This is a genomic window from bacterium SCSIO 12696 (genome assembly GCA_024397955.1).
Classification (GTDB): Bacteria; Pseudomonadota; Gammaproteobacteria; order Pseudomonadales; family Porticoccaceae; genus SCSIO-12696.
The window spans coordinates 1,912,958-1,933,426 of sequence record CP073744.1 but is presented as its reverse complement, the minus strand read 5'-3'; the positions used below and the strand labels follow the sequence as shown (position 1 = coordinate 1,933,426).

At 49.5% G+C, this 20,469-nt stretch carries 22 protein-coding genes; 17 read left to right on the top strand and 5 right to left on the bottom strand.

The window, feature by feature from the left end; translation table 11 throughout:
• Positions 1 to 14: 14 nt before the first annotated feature.
• From nrtS to KFE80_08850, 14 genes are all read left to right on the top strand, one after another.
• Positions 15 to 254, top strand: coding sequence for a nitrate/nitrite transporter NrtS (gene nrtS / locus KFE80_08915; GenBank protein UTW44515.1), 240 nt, complete (start codon positions 15 to 17; stop codon positions 252 to 254).
• Positions 255 to 265: 11 nt separating this feature from the next.
• Positions 266 to 700 (top strand): glyoxalase, encoded by a 435-nt coding sequence (locus tag KFE80_08910; GenBank protein UTW44514.1) that lies wholly within the window; start codon positions 266 to 268, stop codon positions 698 to 700.
• A 32-nt stretch (positions 701 to 732) separates the two neighbouring features.
• Entirely contained in the window at positions 733 to 1,671 is a 939-nt protein-coding gene (locus tag KFE80_08905; protein ID UTW44513.1) for a D-2-hydroxyacid dehydrogenase, read from the top strand.
• Between the two features lie 376 nt (positions 1,672 to 2,047).
• The gene (locus KFE80_08900) at positions 2,048 to 2,881 is read left to right on the top strand and encodes a toll/interleukin-1 receptor domain-containing protein (GenBank protein ID UTW44512.1); all 834 of its coding nucleotides are present in this window, start codon (positions 2,048 to 2,050) and stop codon (positions 2,879 to 2,881) included.
• A gap of 51 nt (positions 2,882 to 2,932) precedes the next feature.
• A complete protein-coding gene (locus KFE80_08895) occupies positions 2,933 to 3,253 on the top strand; it encodes a hypothetical protein (GenBank protein ID UTW44511.1) in 321 nt (106 codons plus the stop codon).
• Positions 3,254 to 3,387: 134 nt separating this feature from the next.
• On the top strand, positions 3,388 to 3,549 hold the full coding sequence (locus KFE80_08890) for a hypothetical protein (protein UTW44510.1): 162 nt from the start codon (positions 3,388 to 3,390) through the stop codon (positions 3,547 to 3,549).
• Position 3,550: 1 nt separating this feature from the next.
• Complete coding sequence (locus KFE80_08885; protein UTW44509.1) at positions 3,551 to 3,778, top strand: hypothetical protein; 228 nt, start codon at positions 3,551 to 3,553, stop codon at positions 3,776 to 3,778.
• Between the two features lie 58 nt (positions 3,779 to 3,836).
• Positions 3,837 to 4,523, top strand: a complete 687-nt coding sequence (locus tag KFE80_08880; GenBank protein UTW44508.1) for a hypothetical protein — start codon at positions 3,837 to 3,839, stop codon at positions 4,521 to 4,523.
• A gap of 102 nt (positions 4,524 to 4,625) precedes the next feature.
• A complete protein-coding gene (locus tag KFE80_08875) occupies positions 4,626 to 5,498 on the top strand; it encodes an NUDIX domain-containing protein (protein ID UTW44507.1) in 873 nt (290 codons plus the stop codon).
• Positions 5,499 to 5,580: 82 nt separating this feature from the next.
• Positions 5,581 to 5,985 (top strand): hypothetical protein, encoded by a 405-nt coding sequence (locus KFE80_08870; protein ID UTW44506.1) that lies wholly within the window; start codon positions 5,581 to 5,583, stop codon positions 5,983 to 5,985.
• 72 nt (positions 5,986 to 6,057) lie between these two features.
• Positions 6,058 to 6,372 carry a hypothetical protein gene (locus KFE80_08865; GenBank protein UTW44505.1) on the top strand — a complete coding sequence of 105 codons (315 nt, stop codon included), beginning with the start codon at positions 6,058 to 6,060 and terminating at the stop codon, positions 6,370 to 6,372.
• Between the two features lie 71 nt (positions 6,373 to 6,443).
• On the top strand, positions 6,444 to 7,007 hold the full coding sequence (locus tag KFE80_08860; protein UTW44504.1) for a hypothetical protein: 564 nt from the start codon (positions 6,444 to 6,446) through the stop codon (positions 7,005 to 7,007).
• A gap of 412 nt (positions 7,008 to 7,419) precedes the next feature.
• Positions 7,420 to 7,797, top strand: coding sequence for a hypothetical protein (locus KFE80_08855; protein UTW44503.1), 378 nt, complete (start codon positions 7,420 to 7,422; stop codon positions 7,795 to 7,797).
• 138 nt (positions 7,798 to 7,935) lie between these two features.
• Positions 7,936 to 8,520 (top strand): hypothetical protein, encoded by a 585-nt coding sequence (locus KFE80_08850; protein UTW44502.1) that lies wholly within the window; start codon positions 7,936 to 7,938, stop codon positions 8,518 to 8,520.
• Positions 8,521 to 8,544: 24 nt separating this feature from the next.
• On the opposite strand, the gene KFE80_08845 is transcribed toward KFE80_08850, so the two are convergent.
• The 3 genes from KFE80_08845 to KFE80_08835 all read right to left on the bottom strand — a co-directional run bounded on the left by KFE80_08845 (position 8,545) and on the right by KFE80_08835 (position 13,334).
• Positions 8,545 to 9,345 carry an ATP-binding cassette domain-containing protein gene (locus KFE80_08845; GenBank protein UTW44501.1) on the bottom strand — a complete coding sequence of 267 codons (801 nt, stop codon included), beginning with the start codon at positions 9,343 to 9,345 and terminating at the stop codon, positions 8,545 to 8,547.
• A gap of 100 nt (positions 9,346 to 9,445) precedes the next feature.
• Entirely contained in the window at positions 9,446 to 12,727 is a 3,282-nt protein-coding gene (locus tag KFE80_08840; GenBank protein ID UTW44500.1) for a glycosyl hydrolase, read from the bottom strand.
• 73 nt (positions 12,728 to 12,800) lie between these two features.
• Positions 12,801 to 13,334, bottom strand: coding sequence for a PepSY domain-containing protein (locus tag KFE80_08835; protein ID UTW44499.1), 534 nt, complete (start codon positions 13,332 to 13,334; stop codon positions 12,801 to 12,803).
• A gap of 147 nt (positions 13,335 to 13,481) precedes the next feature.
• Between KFE80_08835 and KFE80_08830 the strand changes: the two genes are divergently transcribed.
• Together KFE80_08830 and KFE80_08825 are read left to right on the top strand one after the other, a co-directional pair.
• Positions 13,482 to 14,324, top strand: a complete 843-nt coding sequence (locus tag KFE80_08830; GenBank protein UTW44498.1) for an HDOD domain-containing protein — start codon at positions 13,482 to 13,484, stop codon at positions 14,322 to 14,324.
• A 140-nt stretch (positions 14,325 to 14,464) separates the two neighbouring features.
• Positions 14,465 to 15,205: an HAD family hydrolase gene (locus KFE80_08825; protein UTW44497.1), complete on the top strand. Its 741-nt coding sequence runs from the start codon at positions 14,465 to 14,467 to the stop codon at positions 15,203 to 15,205.
• 20 nt (positions 15,206 to 15,225) lie between these two features.
• Here KFE80_08825 and KFE80_08820 read toward each other — a convergent pair whose 3' ends face one another.
• Positions 15,226 to 15,957, bottom strand: coding sequence for a UTRA domain-containing protein (locus KFE80_08820; protein UTW44496.1), 732 nt, complete (start codon positions 15,955 to 15,957; stop codon positions 15,226 to 15,228).
• 196 nt (positions 15,958 to 16,153) lie between these two features.
• Between KFE80_08820 and KFE80_08815 the strand changes: the two genes are divergently transcribed.
• Entirely contained in the window at positions 16,154 to 18,556 is a 2,403-nt protein-coding gene (locus tag KFE80_08815; protein UTW44495.1) for a TonB-dependent receptor, read from the top strand.
• Positions 18,557 to 18,714: 158 nt separating this feature from the next.
• Here KFE80_08815 and KFE80_08810 read toward each other — a convergent pair whose 3' ends face one another.
• The gene (locus tag KFE80_08810) at positions 18,715 to 20,385 is read right to left on the bottom strand and encodes an alkaline phosphatase D family protein (protein UTW44494.1); all 1,671 of its coding nucleotides are present in this window, start codon (positions 20,383 to 20,385) and stop codon (positions 18,715 to 18,717) included.
• Positions 20,386 to 20,469 lie beyond the last annotated feature (84 nt).

Sequence of the window (20,469 nt, the reverse complement as noted above, 5' to 3'; positions counted from 1 at the left end):
TCAGGACACGCCATATGCCATCCACGCCCGATAGTTTTATAAGCCTGGCGATTTCAAAAAAGGTGGTTTTTTCCGCCTTAAAAGTATCCGCCATCGTGGGTACGGCACTGGCGTTAATCAACCACGGCAGCGCCCTGATAAAAGCGGCAGCGGATGCTGAGGTCGCGATCAAAATTGCACTGACCTATCTTGTGCCATACTGTGTATCAACCTATGCATCGGTAAAAGCCATACAAGACTGCGACGGGCACTAACAGGGCAAGCTATGCAACTGACACCTTTTCATCTGGCCATTCAGGTTCGTGATATCGCCGAGGCCAGAGAATTTTATGGCGTGAAAATGGGGCTTGAAGAAGGCCGCAGTGCTGATGACTGGATTGACTTTAATCTATTTGGCCATCAACTGGTGGTTCACTTCAGTCCAGAGCTGGGCAAAACCGGCAAAGTGCCTGGCTTTTCAAGTTCAGTGGATGGGCACGGGGTTCCCATCCCGCACTTTGGTGTGGTGATGCCCTTTGAGCAGTGGCAGCAATTCGCCCAGCGAGTGGCGGGCTTTATCGACAGCTTTGTGATTGAACCCTATGTGCGTTTTAAGGGGCAGCCCGGGGAACAGGGCACGCTGTTTTTTCTGGACCCTTCGGGTAACGCGTTGGAATTCAAGGGCTTTAAACATATTGAAACAGAGCTATTTGAGAAGTAACACGCTCAATTATCTGATTTTGGCGACGAACCATGAATAAGCTTCTGATCGTGTCAAAAGACGCCGAAGAATACGCAAACCACCTGCGTTATCGAAATTTACCCGCCCTTCAAATGTCCATGGCTCAAAATACCGAGCAGGCTCAGGAGCTCATTACTGATGCCAATATTGTATTGGGCACGCCCGCTTTAGTAGCGCCTCTTTTACACAAAGCGGACAAGCTGCAGTGGGTGCAATCGTCCTTTGCGGGCATAGAACCGTTTTGCAGCGCGGGGCTGCGTACCGACTATCGGTTAACCGGTGTGAAAGACATATTCGGTTCGCTGATGAGCGAATACGTGTTTGCTTATCTATTGGCCTTTGAACGCAATGTGCTGGCGACCCGCGATAACCAACTCAACAAGCAGTGGCAAACAATGCCGTACCGCCGTTTGGAATTCTTGTCTATCGGCATTTGCGGGTTGGGCTCCATCGGCCAGCAGATCGCAAAAACTGCCATGCACTTTAATATGAAAGTGCTCGGTTTAAGCCGATCAGCAACTCAGCTGCCAATGGTTGAAAAAGTCTTTTCTCCCTCCGAGATTTGCCACCTGGCCAAACAGGTGGACTACCTGGTTACGGTTTTACCCAATACTCCAGAGACTCATGGCATTATCAATCGCGATGTTCTCGACGCTTTGGGCCCTACAGGCGTGTTTATCAATGTGGGTAGAGGCGCTGCAGTGGATGAGTACGCGCTTATAAACGCCCTGAAAACCAAAGCCATTCGCGGCGCGGTTTTGGATGTGTTTCAAACCGAACCACTGCCTCAAGAAAGCCCGCTGTGGGAATTAGAGAATGTCTTTATTACACCCCACAATTCAGCGATCACTTTTGCCGAAGATATTGTCGAGCTGTTTTGCGAAAATTACCGACTGTTTCAGGCGGGAGAAGCATTAAATTATATAGTGGATTTTGACAGGCAGTATTAGGGATTCAGTGTGAGCACGCGCTCGCGCAGCGCCTTGAATCGGTGCGATGATGGCCTTATAGTTTTACGCCTGAATGACAGTAGATATATTCATAATTGACCGAGGGAATGGCGATTGACTCATCTTTGAATCTCCTTTCCATAAAGCTGTTTTTTTGCACAGTATATTTTTCTCTGTAAATATCAAATGAATACAGTGGTCAAAACGGCCCGACAATAAGATCAAAAATATTTGATATAGATGCTTTTGATTTTAAATCAATTGGTTAGGGGTTTCGTGGGAGGCCCGATAATATATTAAACGAGAATCCCGATAATAATTGTTATCGGGCCGAAGGCCCGTTAAACGAGCTGTTCTGTTTCTAAAGGAGAACTGAGTGAGTACTAAAGTTTTTATAAGTTGGAGTGGAGATCTTAGTAGGCAGCTAGCAGAAGCTGTCAGAAACTGGCTGCCTGGAGTTTTGCAGTACGTAAAACCATATTTTACTCCTGACGATATAGAAAAAGGTACAAAATGGTCCACGGAGATTATTAATAATCTAGAAGGCTCTGAAATAGGAATAATTTGTCTAACCAAGGACAACCTGAATAAACCTTGGATTTTATTTGAAGCTGGTGCGCTTTCAAAAAATTTTGGTAAGTCCAAAGTTTGTACACTTCTCTTTGGTATTGATAGTTCGGATCTAACCGGGCCATTGACAGGGTTTCAAGATACAAAATTTAATAAAACCGACTTTAAGAAAATGATCGAATCCATAAACAAGGAAGGTGGAGATTCGAAGTTAGATTCGAAAGTTCTGGATCAAGTTTTTGACATGTGGTGGGGGAAACTTGAGGAAGAAGTAAACGGTATTTTAAGCGGGCACAAGGAAAATGACCAATCACCAACTCGAAGTGACCGAGAGCTTCTAGAAGAGGTTTTAGAACTAGCTCGAATGAATGCATCGAGACCAATGAAGCGAGCAAAAATGTCTCGATCTGTTATATACGATTTAATCGAAGTAATTGAAGAAATTAGTCATGTTTCAATGAAATATGGTGACAAGCGATCCTTTATGCTCATGGAGCGACTGCGACGACCTATAAAACACTTGTGTATGGAGTTGGATGAACCAAAGCTATACAAGGAGTTTATGTACCGCATGGAGCGATTTCCGGAGCAGAGGTTCTTGTTAGACGAAACAGAACAAGAAAATCCAGCCGACCGCTAACGCGTCGGCTGATTTAGGCGTTAGCAACCTTATGAAAATCAGGAGACAAAAATGTACAAAATTTTACTTATATCTGTCCTTTTTTTAACCTTCCCAGCTTCTGCAGGCGAAGTTACGCTGGAGAATTTCCAGCTATGGAGCACAACTTACGGCAACGACGTTATCCGTGTGCTTCCTGTTGGAGCTACAGTTATTGCGGATGGGTGTACTGATCCAGACAGCTATATGGTCAAAACCAGCTTGCCCGAGGCAGTTAAGGCGAGAATTTACTCAACGTTGCTTGCAGCAAAAATGGCAGGTAAAACTGTCAAGATAACCACCTCTGCTTGTGAAGATAACAGACCTGCAATTAATAATGTCATCCTTGAGTAGGGTTGCTAACAAGAACATTAAAAATTGCTCCACTTCGTTGCGCTGGACGTCGCTAATGCGCCGCCTTTTGTGTGAGCGTTACGTGTACTCGCATTGAGAAGTAGAGAGGAAATTTATATTTAAAGGAGATAATCATGGAGAAAATATTGGTAGGTGTTGTTTTTGGTGTTGCCGCAGCAATTTGGGTGGCAATGTACAACTGGGTAGGCTCTCCTCATGCTCAAGCCCTAATGATATTTATTAGTATTATAAGCGGAGTCAAGGCAGCTTCAGAAAGAGAGCAGGAGGCTCACTAAAATGAATAAAAAGCAGTGTATTAAAAATTGCCTTCGTAAATATGGCAAAGACCTTGATCAAAAAAGTATAACTATCATTCTTGGTTGTGGACTTGGCTCAGCCTTCATGCTGGACTTTAGCGGGTCGGCTTTTATGCTTTGTCTTGCTGCTGGAGGAGTAGCTGATTTAACTGTAGGCTTATCAGTTTGCTTAGCTAAGTGTTTCAGAAATCATTGGTATCACACCTAACAATTCAAGCAAGAAGGATGCGCTAACACGCGCCTCTTCTTGAGGCGTTATGTAGTTGATGAGTTGGTGGTTCTTAAACAAGTTGGTTTTAGCTAAAGGAAATTTTCTTATGGGTCTCAAGTATAGTGCTCTCTATATTCTTATCTTGGTTACAGGTCTTTCTGGTTGTGTGGGGTTTTTGCCTGGGAAGCTTGAAAAAGCCGATGAGTATAACTCTATTGAATTGAGTGAAGAATACGTTTTTTCCGCTAAATACGGGACTGGTGTGGAGTATGAATATACTCTCATTTCAGGGGTTTATAATGTTGTCGGTAAGGACTCAAAAGGAGTCTATTACAAAGGGCCTCGAGGCTGCTTAGAGATGAAGGTCGTGGAAACAAGCTGGGTTCTCAAGGAGGAGTTTAAGGGTAAATATCTGGATTCGAAAGACGGAGGGGTGTTTATTCCCTTCGACCCTAAAAAACACGCCATGGCTTTTTCAATTATTGGAACTGAAGTGGATCGATCTCTCGTATTGGCGGAGAACGATACGAGCAGCGCCGCTGTGGCACTTTCTCAGAGTAGGCAGGGGGCTAATGGCAGTCCTGTGCAATCTGGAGTGGGTGTTGGTTTGGGAGTGGGTATTGCTAGTGCATTAGCCGAAGCTGAGAAAGGTAGATTTCAATTTGTACCAAAGCAAATAGTAAGTGAAAGCCTGCGAGATCGATTGAGGGAGACTGTGGCTCCCTCTGACAGTAAGCGGTAGAGTAGTGCATAACAAGCGAAAGTACGATCGCCAGCAAGCTAGTTGGACTCGTCGCTTTGCTCCTCGCCCGTATTTCGGGCGTTATACGAAAAGGAGGTATTCTTGTCTTTATCGGAAGATTTATTGAGGCTTAGGAAAGATAGAGTCGACGGAGTGCCATTTGAAACTCTGATTGAATTTGAAGAGTGGGCAGATAAAGTTTCACCCTTGTTGTATTTCGATACAGCGTTAAAAAGTAGTTTTGAGCAAAGCATTATATCTGCGAAGGTCACATATAGAATGGGAAATAAAGCCGATTCTACAGCAAGTATGAATGAGGCAATCGGCATTTTAAATCAAGCAATCGTGATATCCGAGAACGCCGTAAAGCAGGAATGTGACGCTCAAAAAAAAGAACTTCTCCCACCAGAAAAAATAACTATAAGCTGGCTTTTAGACCACGTTGAAGTTAAGCATTGGGTGGGTGTTGCAACCATTGTGGCATCGATATTCACGGCCGGCATGGCTTTCTCAGGTGCGGGCGTATATAAAAATTTAAAAGCTACTCTATTTCCCAAAGAAGTTAATTTCGTAAGGGCAACAGGAGCGTTGATTTTAGGTTGTAACAACAAAAAACCAGCAATGTTGGGCGTATTGCATGATGAAGATGGGAGTTTTGTGTTTTCTCCACCGGCGGGAAAATCTAAAGAAGGCGAGAGTGAGCGTGCTACAGCAATTCGAGAAACAGAAGAAGAAACTGGGTATACGATCATTCCTCTAAAGTCTCTAGGAAACTCTCCAAAGGGTAACACTAACTTCTCACTTGTCCTTGCCGAAGTCGACAAAAACAAAGCCGCAGATCCCCATTATCACGAAGTAGTTGGGTTGTTGTGGGCAAACCCGAAAGATATCCCAAGTTCTGGATGGCGATTCCCTGAGCAGAAAGAATGGATAGTCGAACTATTTGAAGAAAATGCTCCTAGAAAATGTCCGTGAATCGTATAACAAGCGCGTCAATTAGAATGCTCGCGAACTCGCGCTTATTACGTGGGCGTTATGTGTAAAAAATGAGGAACTGATGAAATATCGAAAAGCTCTACTCTTGGCGATAGTGATGTTTACGCCACCTGTTGTTGGTGCTAATGACATAAGTGTTTGCCAAAAGATATTTACGCTTAGCCAATCTGCCTTATCCAATAAGGCCAAAGGTATCAATAAGGATATGTTGATGTCAGTTTTGCCGCCAAAGCAAAGCGAAAATGAACCGGAGCCGCTTCGTTCCATGCGGGAAATTGTCGAAGAGGTTTATGGGTACCAAATAACGAACCAGTTTGCCTATTCGGTTTATCGTGCAGAACTCTGTGTACTTCGTGAACGAGGTCAAGCACTGCAAGTAGAGTTTGCGAAAATCCTGCCAGAGCTTAATTCTTGTAGCAGTCAAGCTCCCGAATGTGCAATGCAATTAGCAGGCAGCAAACCATGACACACATAACCAGGCGCCGCACAATGGCTTCGCTGCTCGGACCACACAGGCGTCGCCCGTGTTTACGACGTTATGAGTAAAGAGCGCCCTGTAGCTATGTCATTTAAGCTGGCGGCTGTTAATGCATCACTCGGTGCTTTAGGTGCTACTCTGGTTGTCACATTTTCATGGGGTGGTTCAGGGCCGATCCATCCCCTCTTGAAAGCGCCTTTTTTCTATTTCTGTATTTCATGTGTTCCCACTTTAGCAAGTTTAGGTATGGCAGTAATGGAAAAAATTAGGCATAAAGCCGGGCGTTACATTAACCATGGCATTGCTTTGAACTTGGGCTATCTAGCAACATTTATAATTTTGGTGTTGACGTTTCTTGAAAACTTTAACCCTTAAAACTCATAACACGCCGCTTATGTTTACTCCGCCAGCTAAAGCTGGCTGCGTGGGACAGTCAAACCGGCGGTTTGCCTGTTCCTTACCAGGGCGTCTATACCTTTGATATGCGAATTTTTCAATCCATAAAGCGTCAACTGTCAGGTAGGCAGAAGCCAGATGTTTACTTGGGAGATTTGGCTGTTGTACCGAGAAGTGCATTCATTAAGTTCTTGGAGCTAAATTACAACGCCAAAGAAAACACAGATGAACATCTTCGCGAATTAATCCTTAGCTATATCTCTCTTCCTTCTCTAGATGCAGAGAAAGAAGCTCCCGATAATGCTATTCGATTTGATGTATTAGTGGCTAATTATACTTATGGTAGCCCTGTAGCACTATTTTCGAATCCTCCGTTACCTGTAATTTGGAGGCCAAAAATTAGGGTCTGTTTTCGCTTAGTTCAGATTCGCGACTCTCATGTATTGGCAAAATTCGAGAGCAAGCAGTATATGCGCTGGAGGGAGTTTCTATCTAAAATATTTACCCTGCGTTACATATTCGGTTTTAGTCCAGCAATATCCAGCGAAGACTTACAAAGATTGCTAGCGTTGGCGTTACTGGAGGGTCTCGAATGGGCAAGGAAGCGAGTATGATACATAACAAGTCGTGCCAAAAAATCAGCAAGCCGAATCAGATGCTCACTGCATTCTCGTCTGTGTCAACGACGTTAAACATAAAATCGACATGCTGCTGCAATTGGAAATAAAGAATCTCTATGAAACGTTTTCGCCATATACTCTACAAGAAAAGATTGAGAGTTGCTCTCACTGTGAGCTTGGATATTTTGAATCGAAGTTTCTCAGTGGCGAGAGCACTACAACAACGTCAGGCCGCATAGTTGATTGGGCTACATGCCGCCAGTTGAGTTTGCAGGAAAGGCGGCATAATTTATGAAAATCTCATCCAGCGAATGGTTTAATCCTGGGGAAAGGTCACCGCCTTCATTATTCGGATTTTGCAAGTTCCAACCATATTCATAGAGTTGAACTTTAAGAGGTAAACTCATTGTTTGATCAACCAAAAAAGCAAATAGATCGATGGGTTGGGCAAGAATCAGCTTTCCTGAATAATGGAGCCATTGATTCGATTTGGTATACCTTCCGTGCAATAGCTGATGAAATTACAGAGCAACAGAAGAGTGTAGCAATTCGAATATTAGAAAATTACGAAATTCATTGGCAAGTAATAGAAAATTCTATCAAGAGTAGGTTTTTTCTTGAAAGTTTGCATAGTCGTTTATTGCTTTATGTTCCGGCATTAGTTGGAAAAGATGAATACGAATATATGCTGGGTTACGAATTTAAAGAAAGTGGCATACTTTATAGTGCTTTTTTTGCTTTCAATAATGGCCAGCTGGAATGGCGCCATATTGATGGCGGCTAACGAATCGCTGTGACCTAAAATTAAGCCCTGAATGCGTTTAATCTACTATGTTTCCATTTGCAACACATTGCTGAAGTCAAAAACGTCAATTTCTTAGCAGAAGAAAATATCTGAAGCTGAGATTTTTTAAGGGCACTAATGATGTTCAATAAAATGGTTTTTTGCACAGTTTTAGTAAGTGCTGCGATCTTATTAAATGGTTGTAGCTGCATTAGAACGCCAATTGAGTCTGAAGTAATAGCTACGCTGGATTATTCGGACCCAAATAGACGCAACTCCACGCTCGAAGATGAGCACGCAGACGAATTTTTCGAATCTTTGATACAATATGCTGGCAACGCAATTAAGTTGGACTTAACAATTATCCCCGTGCAAGACCAGCAAAGTGTCGCGTATAGAATGAGATACCTTGCTCCCGCTCTTAATGCGGCTGAGGAGGCAGAAATTGGGCAACAGATAGAATGCGGAAGTGGTGTGTTTGGAGTTCAAAATAACTTGCACAGGATGATCCGGCTCACTTTTCAGCACCCACTGCACTACCATTCCCCAATAGATATATACATAGGCGATCGAATCAAATTTCCACAAAGTTCTGTGATTTGTAGTTCAGAGCAGTACACTTCCCAAGCAAGAACACCTGTTCATATAAAAGGGTATTTTTTTGTTGAGGTTGCTGAAGTGCCAACAGCCAACCAGTTTGTTTTGTACCCATACAGACCATAAGTTGTGGCTGGCCGTTGTTATTTATCAGTAATCCGCCACCACTTGGTAATACCCCTTATGGCACACAATTTTTAGCGCTGTATCAAAACAGTGGCTGATGTTGGCATCGGTCAGTACATCCTCTTTGGCGCCGTCTGCTTGTATTTCTCCGTCTTTTAATAAAATCACCCGTCGAATTTCCGGCAGTATTTCGTACAGGTGATGAGTGACCAGTATCAGGCTGACGCCGTCTTCCATCATCTGCCGCATAATGCCCATGGCTTGTTGGCAGCCTTGCATGTCCAGGCCGGTGGTGGGCTCGTCGAACAGCATCACATTGGGGCGGTGGATCATGGCCCGTGCCAGCAGCAGTCGCCGTTGTTGCCCCGTGGACAGGCTGCCGTAGGTTCGTCTGCGCAGGTGTTCAATGCCCAGTTCCTGCATCAGGGCGATGGCGGTTTGTAGCTGTTGGTCACTGACCTGATGGTGTTGCCAGATGCTGTCGCTGTCGAAATAGCCAGACAACACCACGTTGATCCCCGGCGCGCCGTCCATGGTGTGGCTTTGCAGGTCGTGAGATACCAACCCCATTTGCTGGCGCAGTTCGCTTTTGCTCCACCGCTCACGACCCAGCAGCCGCAGTCGGTGTTGTTGGTTGGCAACCGGGTACAGTTCCCCCGATAACAGTTTCAACAGGGTGGATTTGCCGGAACCGTTGGCACCAATAATGGCTGTGTGTTCGCCTCGCTTGATGCGTAGGCTAAGGTTGCGATAAACCGGTGTGCCGCCGTTGTTGAGGGTAACGTTGCTGATGTCGAACAGAGTATTCGTTGACGGAGAGGTCATGACAGTGGCCGCAGGTAAAACGGCCATAGTAGCGGATTTATGTATCTTGAGGTGTAAGCGCAAGAAGGGCCGAGGTGATCCGGCCCTTCTTGTTCATGGGTTACTGCAGTGCGCGACCTGGCGTCCAGGGAGCGTTTGCTTTGTCCAAATCACTTTCCAGGGTTTGCAGTTTTTCTTCGCTGGCTTTCAGCATAGTGGCCAGTTGTTGGTACTGCTTTTCGGCAATCTGATAGGTGCTGCGGTGGGTGCCCATGGGTGCTGCCTGTGCGTCCCAATGGCTGCCAATGATGGAAACCACTCGCTGTGCCAGGCCCATAGGGGCTTTTTCGTTGGCACCGGCTTTAACCCTGTCGCCGTTCAGCAGCAAGGTGGCTTTGCGCAGCTCTCCCTGAAGGGCGCGGGCCCGTTGGGCGTGGTCTTCGCCAAGTGCTGGTGTGGCGTCAATGGTTTTCAGCACATGCTTGAGCCGGTTGCTGATCTCTCCCAGGTATTTGCCCGCTGCTACCACTTTGCTGTTGAGCTCCGCCGTTTGTTGTTGAAAGGCCAGCAACGCTGGGCGGTCTTGGGTGGTGAGTGCGCCCACGTTTAGCTCAGTGAGTTTAAATGTTTGCGGTTCGGATAAGGTGCTCAGCACGCCGTTCTGGCGTTTCATCAGTTGCACTCGATAATCGCCGGTAATGGCCAGCGGCCCCTCCGGCGGGTTGAACCACAGGCTGCCTTCACTCTTTTGCAACTCAACAGGGTCGCGGGATTCCAGGCGGAAGTCCCAGGCCACTCGATGCAGGCCTTTACTGGTGTTAGCAGGTACCCGGCGGATGACATCGCCGTTGGCGTCGCTCACTTGCAGCCACACACTTGGGGCTTCTTCGTCCGCTTCTGCTTGCAGGTCTTCCCAGCTTGGGTAGGGGTTGTCTTTGCCGTCTTTTTGCAGTTTCTGTTCGCTGGTCTGGCGTTTGGCTTTGGCAGTTTTCAGGCCGTCGCGCAGGTAGTAGCTAAAGATCACGCCGTAATCTGGGTTGGGGGCCACAAAGAAGTTGTCGCCCATCATGCCTTTGTTGCTGTGAAAGCCGCCCCAACGGCGTGTTTCGATGTAGATGGGCGTGTCTTTTACGGAGAACAAGGTGGCTTCGTTATTGGCCAGCGCAGAGGCTTGGGTGCGCAGTGGGCTGTAGTCATCCAGTACGTAAATGCCCCGGCCAAAGGTGCCGACTAACAAGTCGCTTTCCCGGCGCTGAATTTCCAGGTCGCGCACCGCAATGGTGGGGAAGTTGCCTTTCAGCTGTGTCCAGCTGCCGCCGCCGTTTTGGCTGAAGAACAGACCGTATTCGGTGCCCACAAACAGCAGATTCGGGTCAACGTGGTCTTCCACAATGGTATGCACAGTGCCGCGTTCTGGCAGGTTGGCGGCAATGGACTGCCAGCTCTTGCCGCGGTTGCTGGATTTCAGCACGTAGGGTTTGGCGTCGCCCCGTTTGTGGTTATCGAACACTGCGTACAGCACGTCTTTGTTGTGGCGGGAGAACTGCAAATCCTCCACCAGGCTCATTTCCGGTACGCCCTTGAATTTGCTGTAGCGCACCCAGTTGTCGCCGCCGTTGTCGGTGACGTGGATCAGACCATCGTCGGTGCCTACAGCAATCAGGTTTTCTTGCAGAGTGCTTTCGTCCAGAGCAATCAACGAGCCGTAGGTGGAGGTAGAGTCGTTTTTGGCGATGGCATCGATACTCCACACCCGGCCCATCACTTCCAGTGCGTTGCGATCGAGGCCGCGAGACAGATCGTCGGAAACCGCTACCCAGCTTTCACCGCGGTCGTCTGAACGGAACAGCTTTTCGGCACCGTAGTACAAGCGCTCGTGGTTGTGGGGGCTAATCAGCAGTGGCGAATTCCAGTTCCAACGGTAGGCGTTTTCATCGGCTGCCGGTTGTGGGGTGATGTACACCTTTTCGCGGGTCTGGCGGTCGATGCGTGCCAGGCCGCCGTATTGGTATTGGGAATAGACAATGTCGGGGTTGGTGGGATCTACGGCGGGGTCAAAGCCGTCGCCTCCCAGGGTAATCCACCAGTCGGCGTTGGTGATGCCTTCCACCGAGGTGTTGCGAACCGCAGTGCCCAGGGTGTTGTTGTCCTGGGTGCCGCCATACACGTTATAAAACGGCAGGTCGTTGTCGGCGGCAATGCGGTAGAACTGGGTCAGGGGCAGGTTGCGCAGGTGGTTCCAGTGCTGGCCGTTGTCAAAACTTTCGTACACGCCGCCATCACCGCCAATGCGAATATGGTTGCTGTGCTCTGGGTTTACCCACAGGGCGTGGTCGTCCACGTGGCGGGCGGTAAACGCCAGGTTGGCGAAGGTTTTGCCGCCATCCAAAGACACCTTGGAAAAGGTGTCCAACATAAACAGTTTGTTGGGGTTGTGCGGGTCCACCACCAGCTCGTTGTAGTACTGGGGGCTGGTGGTCATGGTGCTGGAGCGCTTTTCCCAGCTTTCGCCAAAGTTGGTTGTGCGGTACACGCCTTTGTCGGCGTCGTTGGCTTCCACAATGGCGTATACGGTGCCCGCTTCGCTGGGAGCGCCAGCCAAGCCAATGCGGCCCAGTTCACTGCCCGGCAGGCCGTTGCTGAGTTTGCGCCAGGTTTTGCCGCCGTCAGTGGTTTTGTGAATGGCAGAGCCAGGACCGCCGTTGATCAGCGTCCACACATGGCGGCGGCGCTGGTAGGAAGAGGCGATCATTTCATCCGGGTTGCTGGGGTTCATCACCACTTCGTTAACGCCGGTGTACTTGTCGATCTCCAATACTCGCTGCCAGTTTTGGCCGCCGTCTTCGGTGAGGTACAGGCCGCGATCACCGCCGTCAGACCAAAGAGGCCCCTGGGAGGCCACAAACACGCGGTTGCTGTTGCGAGGGTCAATCACGATCTGGCTGATGTGGCCGGATTTTTTCAGGCCCATGTGGGTGAAGGTTTTGCCGCCATCCACGGATTTGTACACGCCATCGCCATCGGCCACCGAACGCTGCGAGTTGTTTTCGCCCGTGCCGACCCAGATCACGTCTGGATTTTTTGGGTCAAGTTCCACTACGCCCACAGCGTAGGAGCCGTAGTTGTCGAAAATAGGGGTCCAGGTGGTGCCGGCGTTTTCAGTTTTCCAAACACCACCAGAAGCCACGCCCACATAGTATTTGTGGGTTTGGCCGGGCACGACGGCCAGGTCGGAAATGCGCCCGCCGGTGTGGGCAGAGCCGATATTGCGCAGTTTAAGGCCCGCGAAAGCGGATGGGGCATCGCCCTCTTTGGCGGCTGCGGTGACTGCAACCCCAAGGCCAATGGCCAGTGTGGCGACAGTACTTACCAGTAAACGGAACGACAGTGAACGGACTAACATAGTGACCCTCCCAGAATGGACAGACGGTAACGCGCAAACGCATAAAACCCACAAGCTGTAGGGTTGTGACGTTTTACGGGGCTTTTCCCGCAAGCCGTTTGCGTTTTTGCCAGCGTTTATAATGCATTAGGGCAAACAGGTAGATGCCGGTGAGCCACAGGATCAGTAGCACGATGCCCGAAGGCAAGAACAACCCCAGTTTGGCCCAGTCCGCGAACCAGCTCCCGTCGTGGATGGCTTCAATTACATCGGAGCGGCGCTTGGCCAGCAGTAACAGTTCGCCGGTGTGGGTGTCTATTTGCGCCTCCCAGTTGTTGGCGGCCACAAATTTCACAACTCCTTTGCCGGGCTTTACGTCCACTCGCTGCAATTCGCTCCAGTGTTGCAGCTCCATTTCCGGGATGGCTTTGGCGACATTAAACAATTGCTCGAAACTTTGGCTGGGCAGTTGTTCCCGCTGTTCGCCTTTTTGCGTGGGCGGCTGAATCCAGGCCACTTCCTTTTTAATCATCAGCAAAATGCCAGTGCCAATGGTGGCCAGTAGGGGCAGTGCGACAATAATCGACCCCCAGTGATGGATTTTTCGATACAGAATCTGTGATTTCATTCAGGTGGGGGCTTCTTAAAACTCGCTATCCTAATGGCAGGCTGTTGGTGAATACAGCCTTGCGGATAACTGCTCTGTTAATAAAAGTGGACAGCGACCGATAATAGACAAGGTACCTTGCCCCGACAATAACTACTGAGACATTGAATGAAAATGGATAGTCACCCAATACGCGAAGCCCTTGAAGAAATGATTGAGCAGGGCACTATGGAACTGCCAATGCTACCCGCAGTAGCCAATCAGGTTGTTCAGCTGACCATGGACCCTGAGTCATCCAGCGAGCAGCTGGCTAGCCTACTGCAAAGAGACCAGGCTTTGGCCAGCCACGCTATGCGCATTGCCAACTCTGCAGCGTATTCTCCAGTGAATAAGCTGGATTCGTTGCAACAAGCTATTACCCGGTTGGGCATGCGCACGATATCCGATATTGCGCTAGCGTCCACGCTCAGTGCCAAACTGTTCAAAGTACCCGGTTACGAATGGCGGGCTATCGAGATCTGGAAGCATTCCCTGGCGACCGCCCTGTGGAGCAAAGCCATTTCACGGCAACTGGGTAGCTGTGAAGACACCATATTTTTGGCGGCGCTACTGCACTCTATTGGCCGCCCGGTGGTGCTGCAGGCAGTGTTAAAACTGGCGGCAAAAATGGGTGTTGAATTGATGCCAGCCCTGGTTGAGCAACTGGAGGAGGAATACCAGCAGCAAGTGGGCTTGAAAGTCTGTAAAGGCTGGGAAATGCCCTTGTTGGTCACTCAGGCGATCAGTCGCCAAGAGTGTGTGGAAAGCATTAACCGCAGCAATGATCCCGTGGCCATTATTCAGGCTTCGGTGGCTTTTGCCCGGCATATGCTCGATCCGAACGCAACGGATGAAGATACGCTTCGCAGCGATCCGGCGCTGGAGGTTTTGGCGTTGTCAGATCAACAAATGGACGAGCTGTTGGCACAATGCGAGAGTTTGGAAGGTACTTTGGCGACTATTGCTGGCTAACTCAAGGTTGCTATTCATTTGGTCATTAAGCTCGCTCCCGTGGTGAGCTGAATAACTTCCATGAGGTTGGCAGATCTAAAGCTTGCATTTTGGTCTACACCAAAACATAATCCGCGCGACCTCAAATTTGCGGCTTGAATATGACATCTCTAGTGCAGCCCGATGTATCGTCAGTCCTGGAAAAAGCTTGTCAGGATTACCCGTTAATTGCCGCCTTTGATTTGGATGAAACCTTGATTAACGGTGACTGTGCTCAATTGTGGCTACAGTTTTTAATGGAACAAGGTTGGGACGGTGCAGCTCGGGCTTACGATCAATGTTGTGTGTTGATGGAGAGCTACAATAACGGCCATATGAATATGGAGCGTTATATGAGTGTTTGGCTGCAGCCGCTGCATGGAAAGACGCTCAATGAATTGCAATCGTTACTGACATTGTTCGTTGATCAATGGATTGCCCCTCGTATTTTTACTGAAGCACGCGCTCAATTGCAGCACCATATTGCGCAGGGTCATCTGCCGGTTATTATTTCTGCCAGCCCCGATTTTCTGGTCAACGCCATCGGGCGATCACTGGCGGTATCTGACTGCATCGGCATTGTGGTGTCGCTCGACAAGGGTGTGATCAGTGGCCAGTGCCAATACCCAATCAGCTATCGCGAGGGGAAAATCGAGTGTCTTCAGCAGTGGCTAAAAGCCATGAATTATCCATCGCTGGGTAAGGCTGTCGGCTATTTTTACTCAGATTCCCACAATGACTTGCCGCTGATGAAACTTGTACCAAACCCTTGTGCGGTAAATCCGAACCCACAACTTGCCGAAACCGCCCAACAGCTTGGCTGGCCAATAAACTATTGGGGTCAGTCAGCGTCTGTTATTTAGGTTTTTAGTCTTTACTAACCCTATGTAAAAGCCAGGGTTGCCTGGTTTTCAATTTGCAGGGCATCGTGGCGCCAATACTCTTCATCGTATTCCATCACCTGACCGTTGTTATCACTGATTATTCGAACCAGCTTAAGCCCCAGGGCTCCTTCGTTGGTTTCAAGGTAACTGGCGTGAGGATTTAGCAGGCAGGTCGTGTCTACAGTAACGTCGAATACCAGGCTTTTCAGGTGAAAGTCGTTTTTTAGAATGGCAGTGATGGAGCCCGCCAGATCTTTTTGTTCCATGCCGGGCATGGCCTTGGGGTTAAACCACAGGCGTTCTACCAATACGGGGCGTTCATCGACAGAGCGTACCCGAGTGAGGTGCACAGCATGAGCTCGTGGATTCATCCCCAACTTGTCCGCAATATGCTGGGGCGGTTTGCATTTTTCCTGACTGATAACCCGAGTTTGAGGCTGAAAGCCCTGCTCAGCAGCGTACTGCAAAAAAGAGATATGGCGCATCGGGTTGTAGCGCAGCTTGCGTAAACACACAAACCAACCGATGCGATTCTGGCGAAAGATCAAGCCTTCGTTTTCCAGTTGTGCCAATGACTGACGCAGGGTTGGCCGAGTTATTTCAAAACGTTCACACAACTCTCGTTCGGTGGGTAATTGCTCTCCGGCGGCTAACTCTCCAGATCGTATTTGCTCGGTGAGTCTGTCGCGTACGTAGGCATAGACAAAATTGTTGTGCGCAGATTTGGTCATTTTTACTTCGATAAGATGGCGCTGATGGGATTGGTTTGTATCACGATTGATCTCGACACGGCAACTGACCAAAGTGATTAGAACTCATAAGCTGCACTTAGTTCTCACAGAACAGCTCACGGTCTTAATTGTGTAACAATCGAGAACTATCATTTCTCTCGAAACTTGGTCTATACCAAAAACCCGGAGAGCTATGATGAACATTCACACCCCTGTTAAAAATCACTGGCAGCGTAAGCTGCTGGTAGCTGCTATTGCGTCTGCTACTGGTGCCTGTGCTCTGGCTGATGATGGTACCAATGCCAGCGCTGATCGTGACATTAGCGAAGAGATCGTAGTCAGTGGCCAGCGTACCACTTACGCCAACAACCAGGTGACTGAGTCCATGAAGCTGCAACAGTCGAGCCTGACCAGCATCAATGCGGTGATCGACAACTTGCCTGGCGTTACTGTCAATGAAGGTGATACTTACGGCTTTGACGACTGGTCAACGTCGATCACCGTTCGTGGTTTTACCACTAACCTGGGTGAACAGCAGGTGGGCACCACCATTGATGGTATGCCCAACGGAAACTCCAACTACGGCGGTGGCTCCAAAGCCAACCGCTTTATCGACCCGGGTAACTTGGCCGGTGTGGATGTATCACAAGGTACTGCCGATATTGGCTCCCGCTCTCATGAAGCACTGGGCGGTACGCTCAACTACCTGACTGACAAGCCGTTGGAAACTTCCCGCGTGCGCACAGAAGTTTCCATGGGTGATTACGATGCCCGCCGCCTGTCGGTTCGCTACGATACCGGTACCTTCCTTGGCGATACTCGTGCGTGGATTTCTGCTTCCACACAGGAAGCCACAGATTGGATTACCGAGACTGCCGAAAATGAGCGCGACCACATTGCCGCTAAAGTGGAATCGTCTTTTGCCAATGCCAATCTGACTGGCTACCTGTCCTACGATGATATTCACGAAGACAACTACCAGCGGGTTTACTCCGCTGCACAGTTTGCCGCCAACCCAGAAACGGATTTTCTCACCGGCGAATGGTCTGGTGTGCCGTTTCAGGATCAACTATTCCGTCGCGGTTGGTCAACTTTGCGGGAAAACCTGTTCGGTTACGTAAAAGTAGATTTTGAACTCAGCGAAAGCCTGCAACTGGATACTGCTGTTTACATGCACCAGAACACCGGTCGCGGTGACTGGGTGCCTCCATACTTAGTTGATGTCACTACCGATAGTGCCGGGCAAAGCGAATTTTTGGGTGGCACTGTGGCTCGTGGTGGAGCTGCCGGAGATCGTTTCTTCTTTGTGGATAACGCCGGCAATGTGCTGACCCCAGCAGCGGATTGTGTGCCCAGCTTTACCGTGGTTAACCTGTATGGCACACCGAACGCCGTAGCCCCTGCTGCGATGGATCCTTCCTGCTTCCCCGCCGACGCCAATGCGGTGCAATCTTACCGTCATACTCACTATGACAAGGATCGCACCGGTTTGAGTGCTGACTTAACTTGGACCACAGAGCTTGCGGGTTTTGAAAATGAAATGCGCGCCGGTGTGTGGTACGAAGATCAAACTCGTGACGAGTCCCGTGACTGGCACAACATTACCGGTGTGGATGCCCAGTTTGACCCAGAGCCTTACTGGATTCAGTACGACCGCAGCTACCCTCAGGAAACTTTCAAGTGGTACTTGCAAGACACCATCACCGTAGGTGCGGTAACTGGCTCTTTGGGCTTCAAGCAATTTTTGGTGGATGTAGAGCGTGAAGACCGCTTCGACCCTAGCCTCAATGCCTCGGTAAATTCCGATTCGGACGTGTTGCTCTCTGGCGGTGTGGTTTGGGAAACCGGTGTCGAAGGATTGGAAGTGTTTCTGGGTTACGCAGAAAACTTTAAGGCCTTGTCTGATTTGGTGCTGGAGCGCCCTGCGGCGGACCTGACCAACATCGAGCCGGAAACCTCCGAAACTACAGAAATTGGTTTGCGCTACGCTGGCAGCAATTACAACCTGTCTGCGGTTTACTACGACAACCAGTTTGAAAACCGCCTGATTTTCCTCGACAACAGCGCCAACGGCACCACGGGCCCCAACTTCCTGATCGGCACTAATGGTACTTACTTCAACGCGGGTGGTATTGAATCCCGTGGTGTGGAGCTGGCGTTGGATTATCAGTTGGCTGACGGCCTTAACTTGTATGTGGCTTACACCTACAGTGATGCTTCCTACCTGGGTACTGGTGATGCTGCAGTGGATACGCTCAACGGTGTTACTCCTGGCAATATTGTTGCTGGTATTCCGGAAGATCTGTTTGTGGCCAGCTTGGACTGGACCGGTGAGACTTTCTACGCCGGTATCTCCAACAAGTTCACCTCTGACCGCTTCGTGGATCTGAACAATACCTGGGTGGCGGAATCCTTTAATGTGACCGACTTGTACATTGGTACTGACCTGGCTGACGTCAGCAGTTTGTTCTCTGGCGTGAAACTGAACTTGGTGGTCAACAACCTGCTGGACGAAGACTACTTGGGAACGGTTGCCCAGCAAGCTGCCTGGATTGGTGCACCCCGTACCGTATCTCTGTCAGCGACTATGGACTTTTAAATAATAACTGCCCCTATGTTTCGCTTTGCCCGGCAGCTGGTCTGCCGGGCTTTTTTGTGCCAAGTGTTCAGTTCGATCGTTTGTCTTAGAGGATAAATTTCAGCCATAAAAAAACCGCCATTTAGCTTTCGCAAAATGGCGGTTTTTTTATGGCGTCGTTAGGCGTAATACAGTGAACCAGCGCGCTTTTTAATGTTCAGCTGTTTTACCAACTTTGCCTTGTAGCGATTGCTTTTGACAGTATCGACAGCAATAAAGCTGGCCTGAGCACTTTTATGAGTCAGGCTGAGCTTGATAAAGCCCCGGTGAAGGCAGTCGGCCCAGGTGACTTCCTTGTTGTGTTCCGCTGTCATGCGATCCATCACCTTGGCTATTTCAGTACCGTAGATTTCAAAGTCACCCGGGGAGCTGATGCCAGTTGTGCCCAGCTCTACACCCATGGGCTTGCTGTCTCTATCAAACAGCTGATTGGCCCAAAAACTGTGGCTGTCGCCGGTCAGTACCAGCAGGTCTGAGACTCCCTGACGTTGAGCCAATTGGTAAAAACGCTCACGGGCGGCCGGGTAGCCATCCCAGGTGTCCAAAAATAACGGCAAGTCGTAATCGCCTGCCTTGAGGTAATAACCTAACTGCTGCAACACCTCGCTGGACAAGTTAGCCACGCCAGGCAGTTTGCCGCGCACATTTGGCATATGAGTGCGCGCCATGGGAATCTGGTTGCCAATCAATTTCCAGGGGCGCTGCTGGGATACGGAGTCCTTCATGCTGTTGGCAAAAAATTGCTCCATATCCGCTGACAGCATCTTGCGTTCGGGGTTGCCGAGTACGTTGGCCAGGAATTCATCCCGTTGTTGTGGGCTTTTGATACTCGATTCGTGATCGCTGTAGTCAATTTGCTTGTCGCGACCTGTATGCCGTGTTTCCAATGTGGTCAGTGATGCCAGATCGCCAAACGCAAAATGGCGCCACAGCTGCTCCCGGCTCATGCCGGGTGCGGGCTCACGTATGGGCATCCACTCGTAGTAAGCGCGCACCGACGCCTGGCGGCGGGAACCCCAGTCACCTTCCGTTTCTGGCTGGTGATTTTGGGCGCCTTCCATGTATGGGTTGTTGGTGCTTTCATGGTCATCCCAAGTGGGGATAAGCGGGTGAGATGCGTGCATCAGTCGCGACGCAGTATCCCCTTTGTATTGGCCGTGGCGCTCGCGGTAGTCCGCTAACGACACAATTTCATGGGCAGGCTGATGTTGCCGCCCCAGCTCAACTCCGCTCTCTGCTCCCCAGCCATCGTGGCCGTACTCGTAAATGTAATCCCCAAGGTGCAGGACAAAGTCTACGTCTGGGTCAGAGGCGATCACCTCATAGGCGTTAAAGTACCCGAAGGGAAAGTTGGAGCAAGACGCGATGGCCAGGGTCAACTTATCCAGAGAGCCGCTGGGCAATGTGCGCGTGCGGCCCGGCTCAGAAACAACGCCGTTACAGCGAAAGCGATAGTAATAAGTTTTCCCGGGTTCGAGGTTGCGCACATCCACTTTAATGGTGTGGTCCCGGTCAGCATTGGCAGTGATTGAGCCCCGTTGCAGCAATTGTTTGAAAGCTCCGTCTTTTGCCAGCTCCCAAGACACCAGTGGTTGGCCTGGTACTGACACTCGAGTCCAGATTATCACGCTGTTGTGAGTCGGGTCGCCGCTGGCAACACCGTGTGAAAACATCTCTCGACGGTTGGATTCGGCAAGTGCAGTCATAACCTGGCTGCTCCAGCCAGTCAGGGCAACGCCGGTGGCTGCTGCAGCGCGTAAAAAGTGGCGCCGGGAAAGGGAGTGCTTCATTGACAGTTGTCCAATGCTAAGGTTTTTGGTGTAGACCAAAATAGAGGTTGCGAGTGGCAGTTTTATGACATACAGCTAATGAAG

Coding starts and splice junctions, on each gene's coding strand:
- nrtS (UTW44515.1), top strand. CDS start 15: ATGCCATCCACGCCCGATAGTTTTATAAGCCTGGCGATTTCAAAAAAG.
- KFE80_08910 (UTW44514.1), top strand. CDS start 266: ATGCAACTGACACCTTTTCATCTGGCCATTCAGGTTCGTGATATCGCC.
- KFE80_08905 (UTW44513.1), top strand. CDS start 733: ATGAATAAGCTTCTGATCGTGTCAAAAGACGCCGAAGAATACGCAAAC.
- KFE80_08895 (UTW44511.1), top strand. CDS start 2,933: ATGTACAAAATTTTACTTATATCTGTCCTTTTTTTAACCTTCCCAGCT.
- KFE80_08890 (UTW44510.1), top strand. CDS start 3,388: ATGGAGAAAATATTGGTAGGTGTTGTTTTTGGTGTTGCCGCAGCAATT.
- KFE80_08885 (UTW44509.1), top strand. CDS start 3,551: ATGAATAAAAAGCAGTGTATTAAAAATTGCCTTCGTAAATATGGCAAA.
- KFE80_08880 (UTW44508.1), top strand. CDS start 3,837: ATGAGTTGGTGGTTCTTAAACAAGTTGGTTTTAGCTAAAGGAAATTTT.
- KFE80_08870 (UTW44506.1), top strand. CDS start 5,581: ATGAAATATCGAAAAGCTCTACTCTTGGCGATAGTGATGTTTACGCCA.
- KFE80_08865 (UTW44505.1), top strand. CDS start 6,058: ATGAGTAAAGAGCGCCCTGTAGCTATGTCATTTAAGCTGGCGGCTGTT.
- KFE80_08850 (UTW44502.1), top strand. CDS start 7,936: ATGATGTTCAATAAAATGGTTTTTTGCACAGTTTTAGTAAGTGCTGCG.
- KFE80_08845 (UTW44501.1), bottom strand. CDS start 9,345: ATGACCTCTCCGTCAACGAATACTCTGTTCGACATCAGCAACGTTACC.
- KFE80_08840 (UTW44500.1), bottom strand. CDS start 12,727: ATGTTAGTCCGTTCACTGTCGTTCCGTTTACTGGTAAGTACTGTCGCC.
- KFE80_08835 (UTW44499.1), bottom strand. CDS start 13,334: ATGAAATCACAGATTCTGTATCGAAAAATCCATCACTGGGGGTCGATT.
- KFE80_08830 (UTW44498.1), top strand. CDS start 13,482: ATGAAAATGGATAGTCACCCAATACGCGAAGCCCTTGAAGAAATGATT.
- KFE80_08825 (UTW44497.1), top strand. CDS start 14,465: ATGACATCTCTAGTGCAGCCCGATGTATCGTCAGTCCTGGAAAAAGCT.
- KFE80_08820 (UTW44496.1), bottom strand. CDS start 15,957: ATGACCAAATCTGCGCACAACAATTTTGTCTATGCCTACGTACGCGAC.
- KFE80_08815 (UTW44495.1), top strand. CDS start 16,154: ATGAACATTCACACCCCTGTTAAAAATCACTGGCAGCGTAAGCTGCTG.
- KFE80_08810 (UTW44494.1), bottom strand. CDS start 20,385: ATGAAGCACTCCCTTTCCCGGCGCCACTTTTTACGCGCTGCAGCAGCC.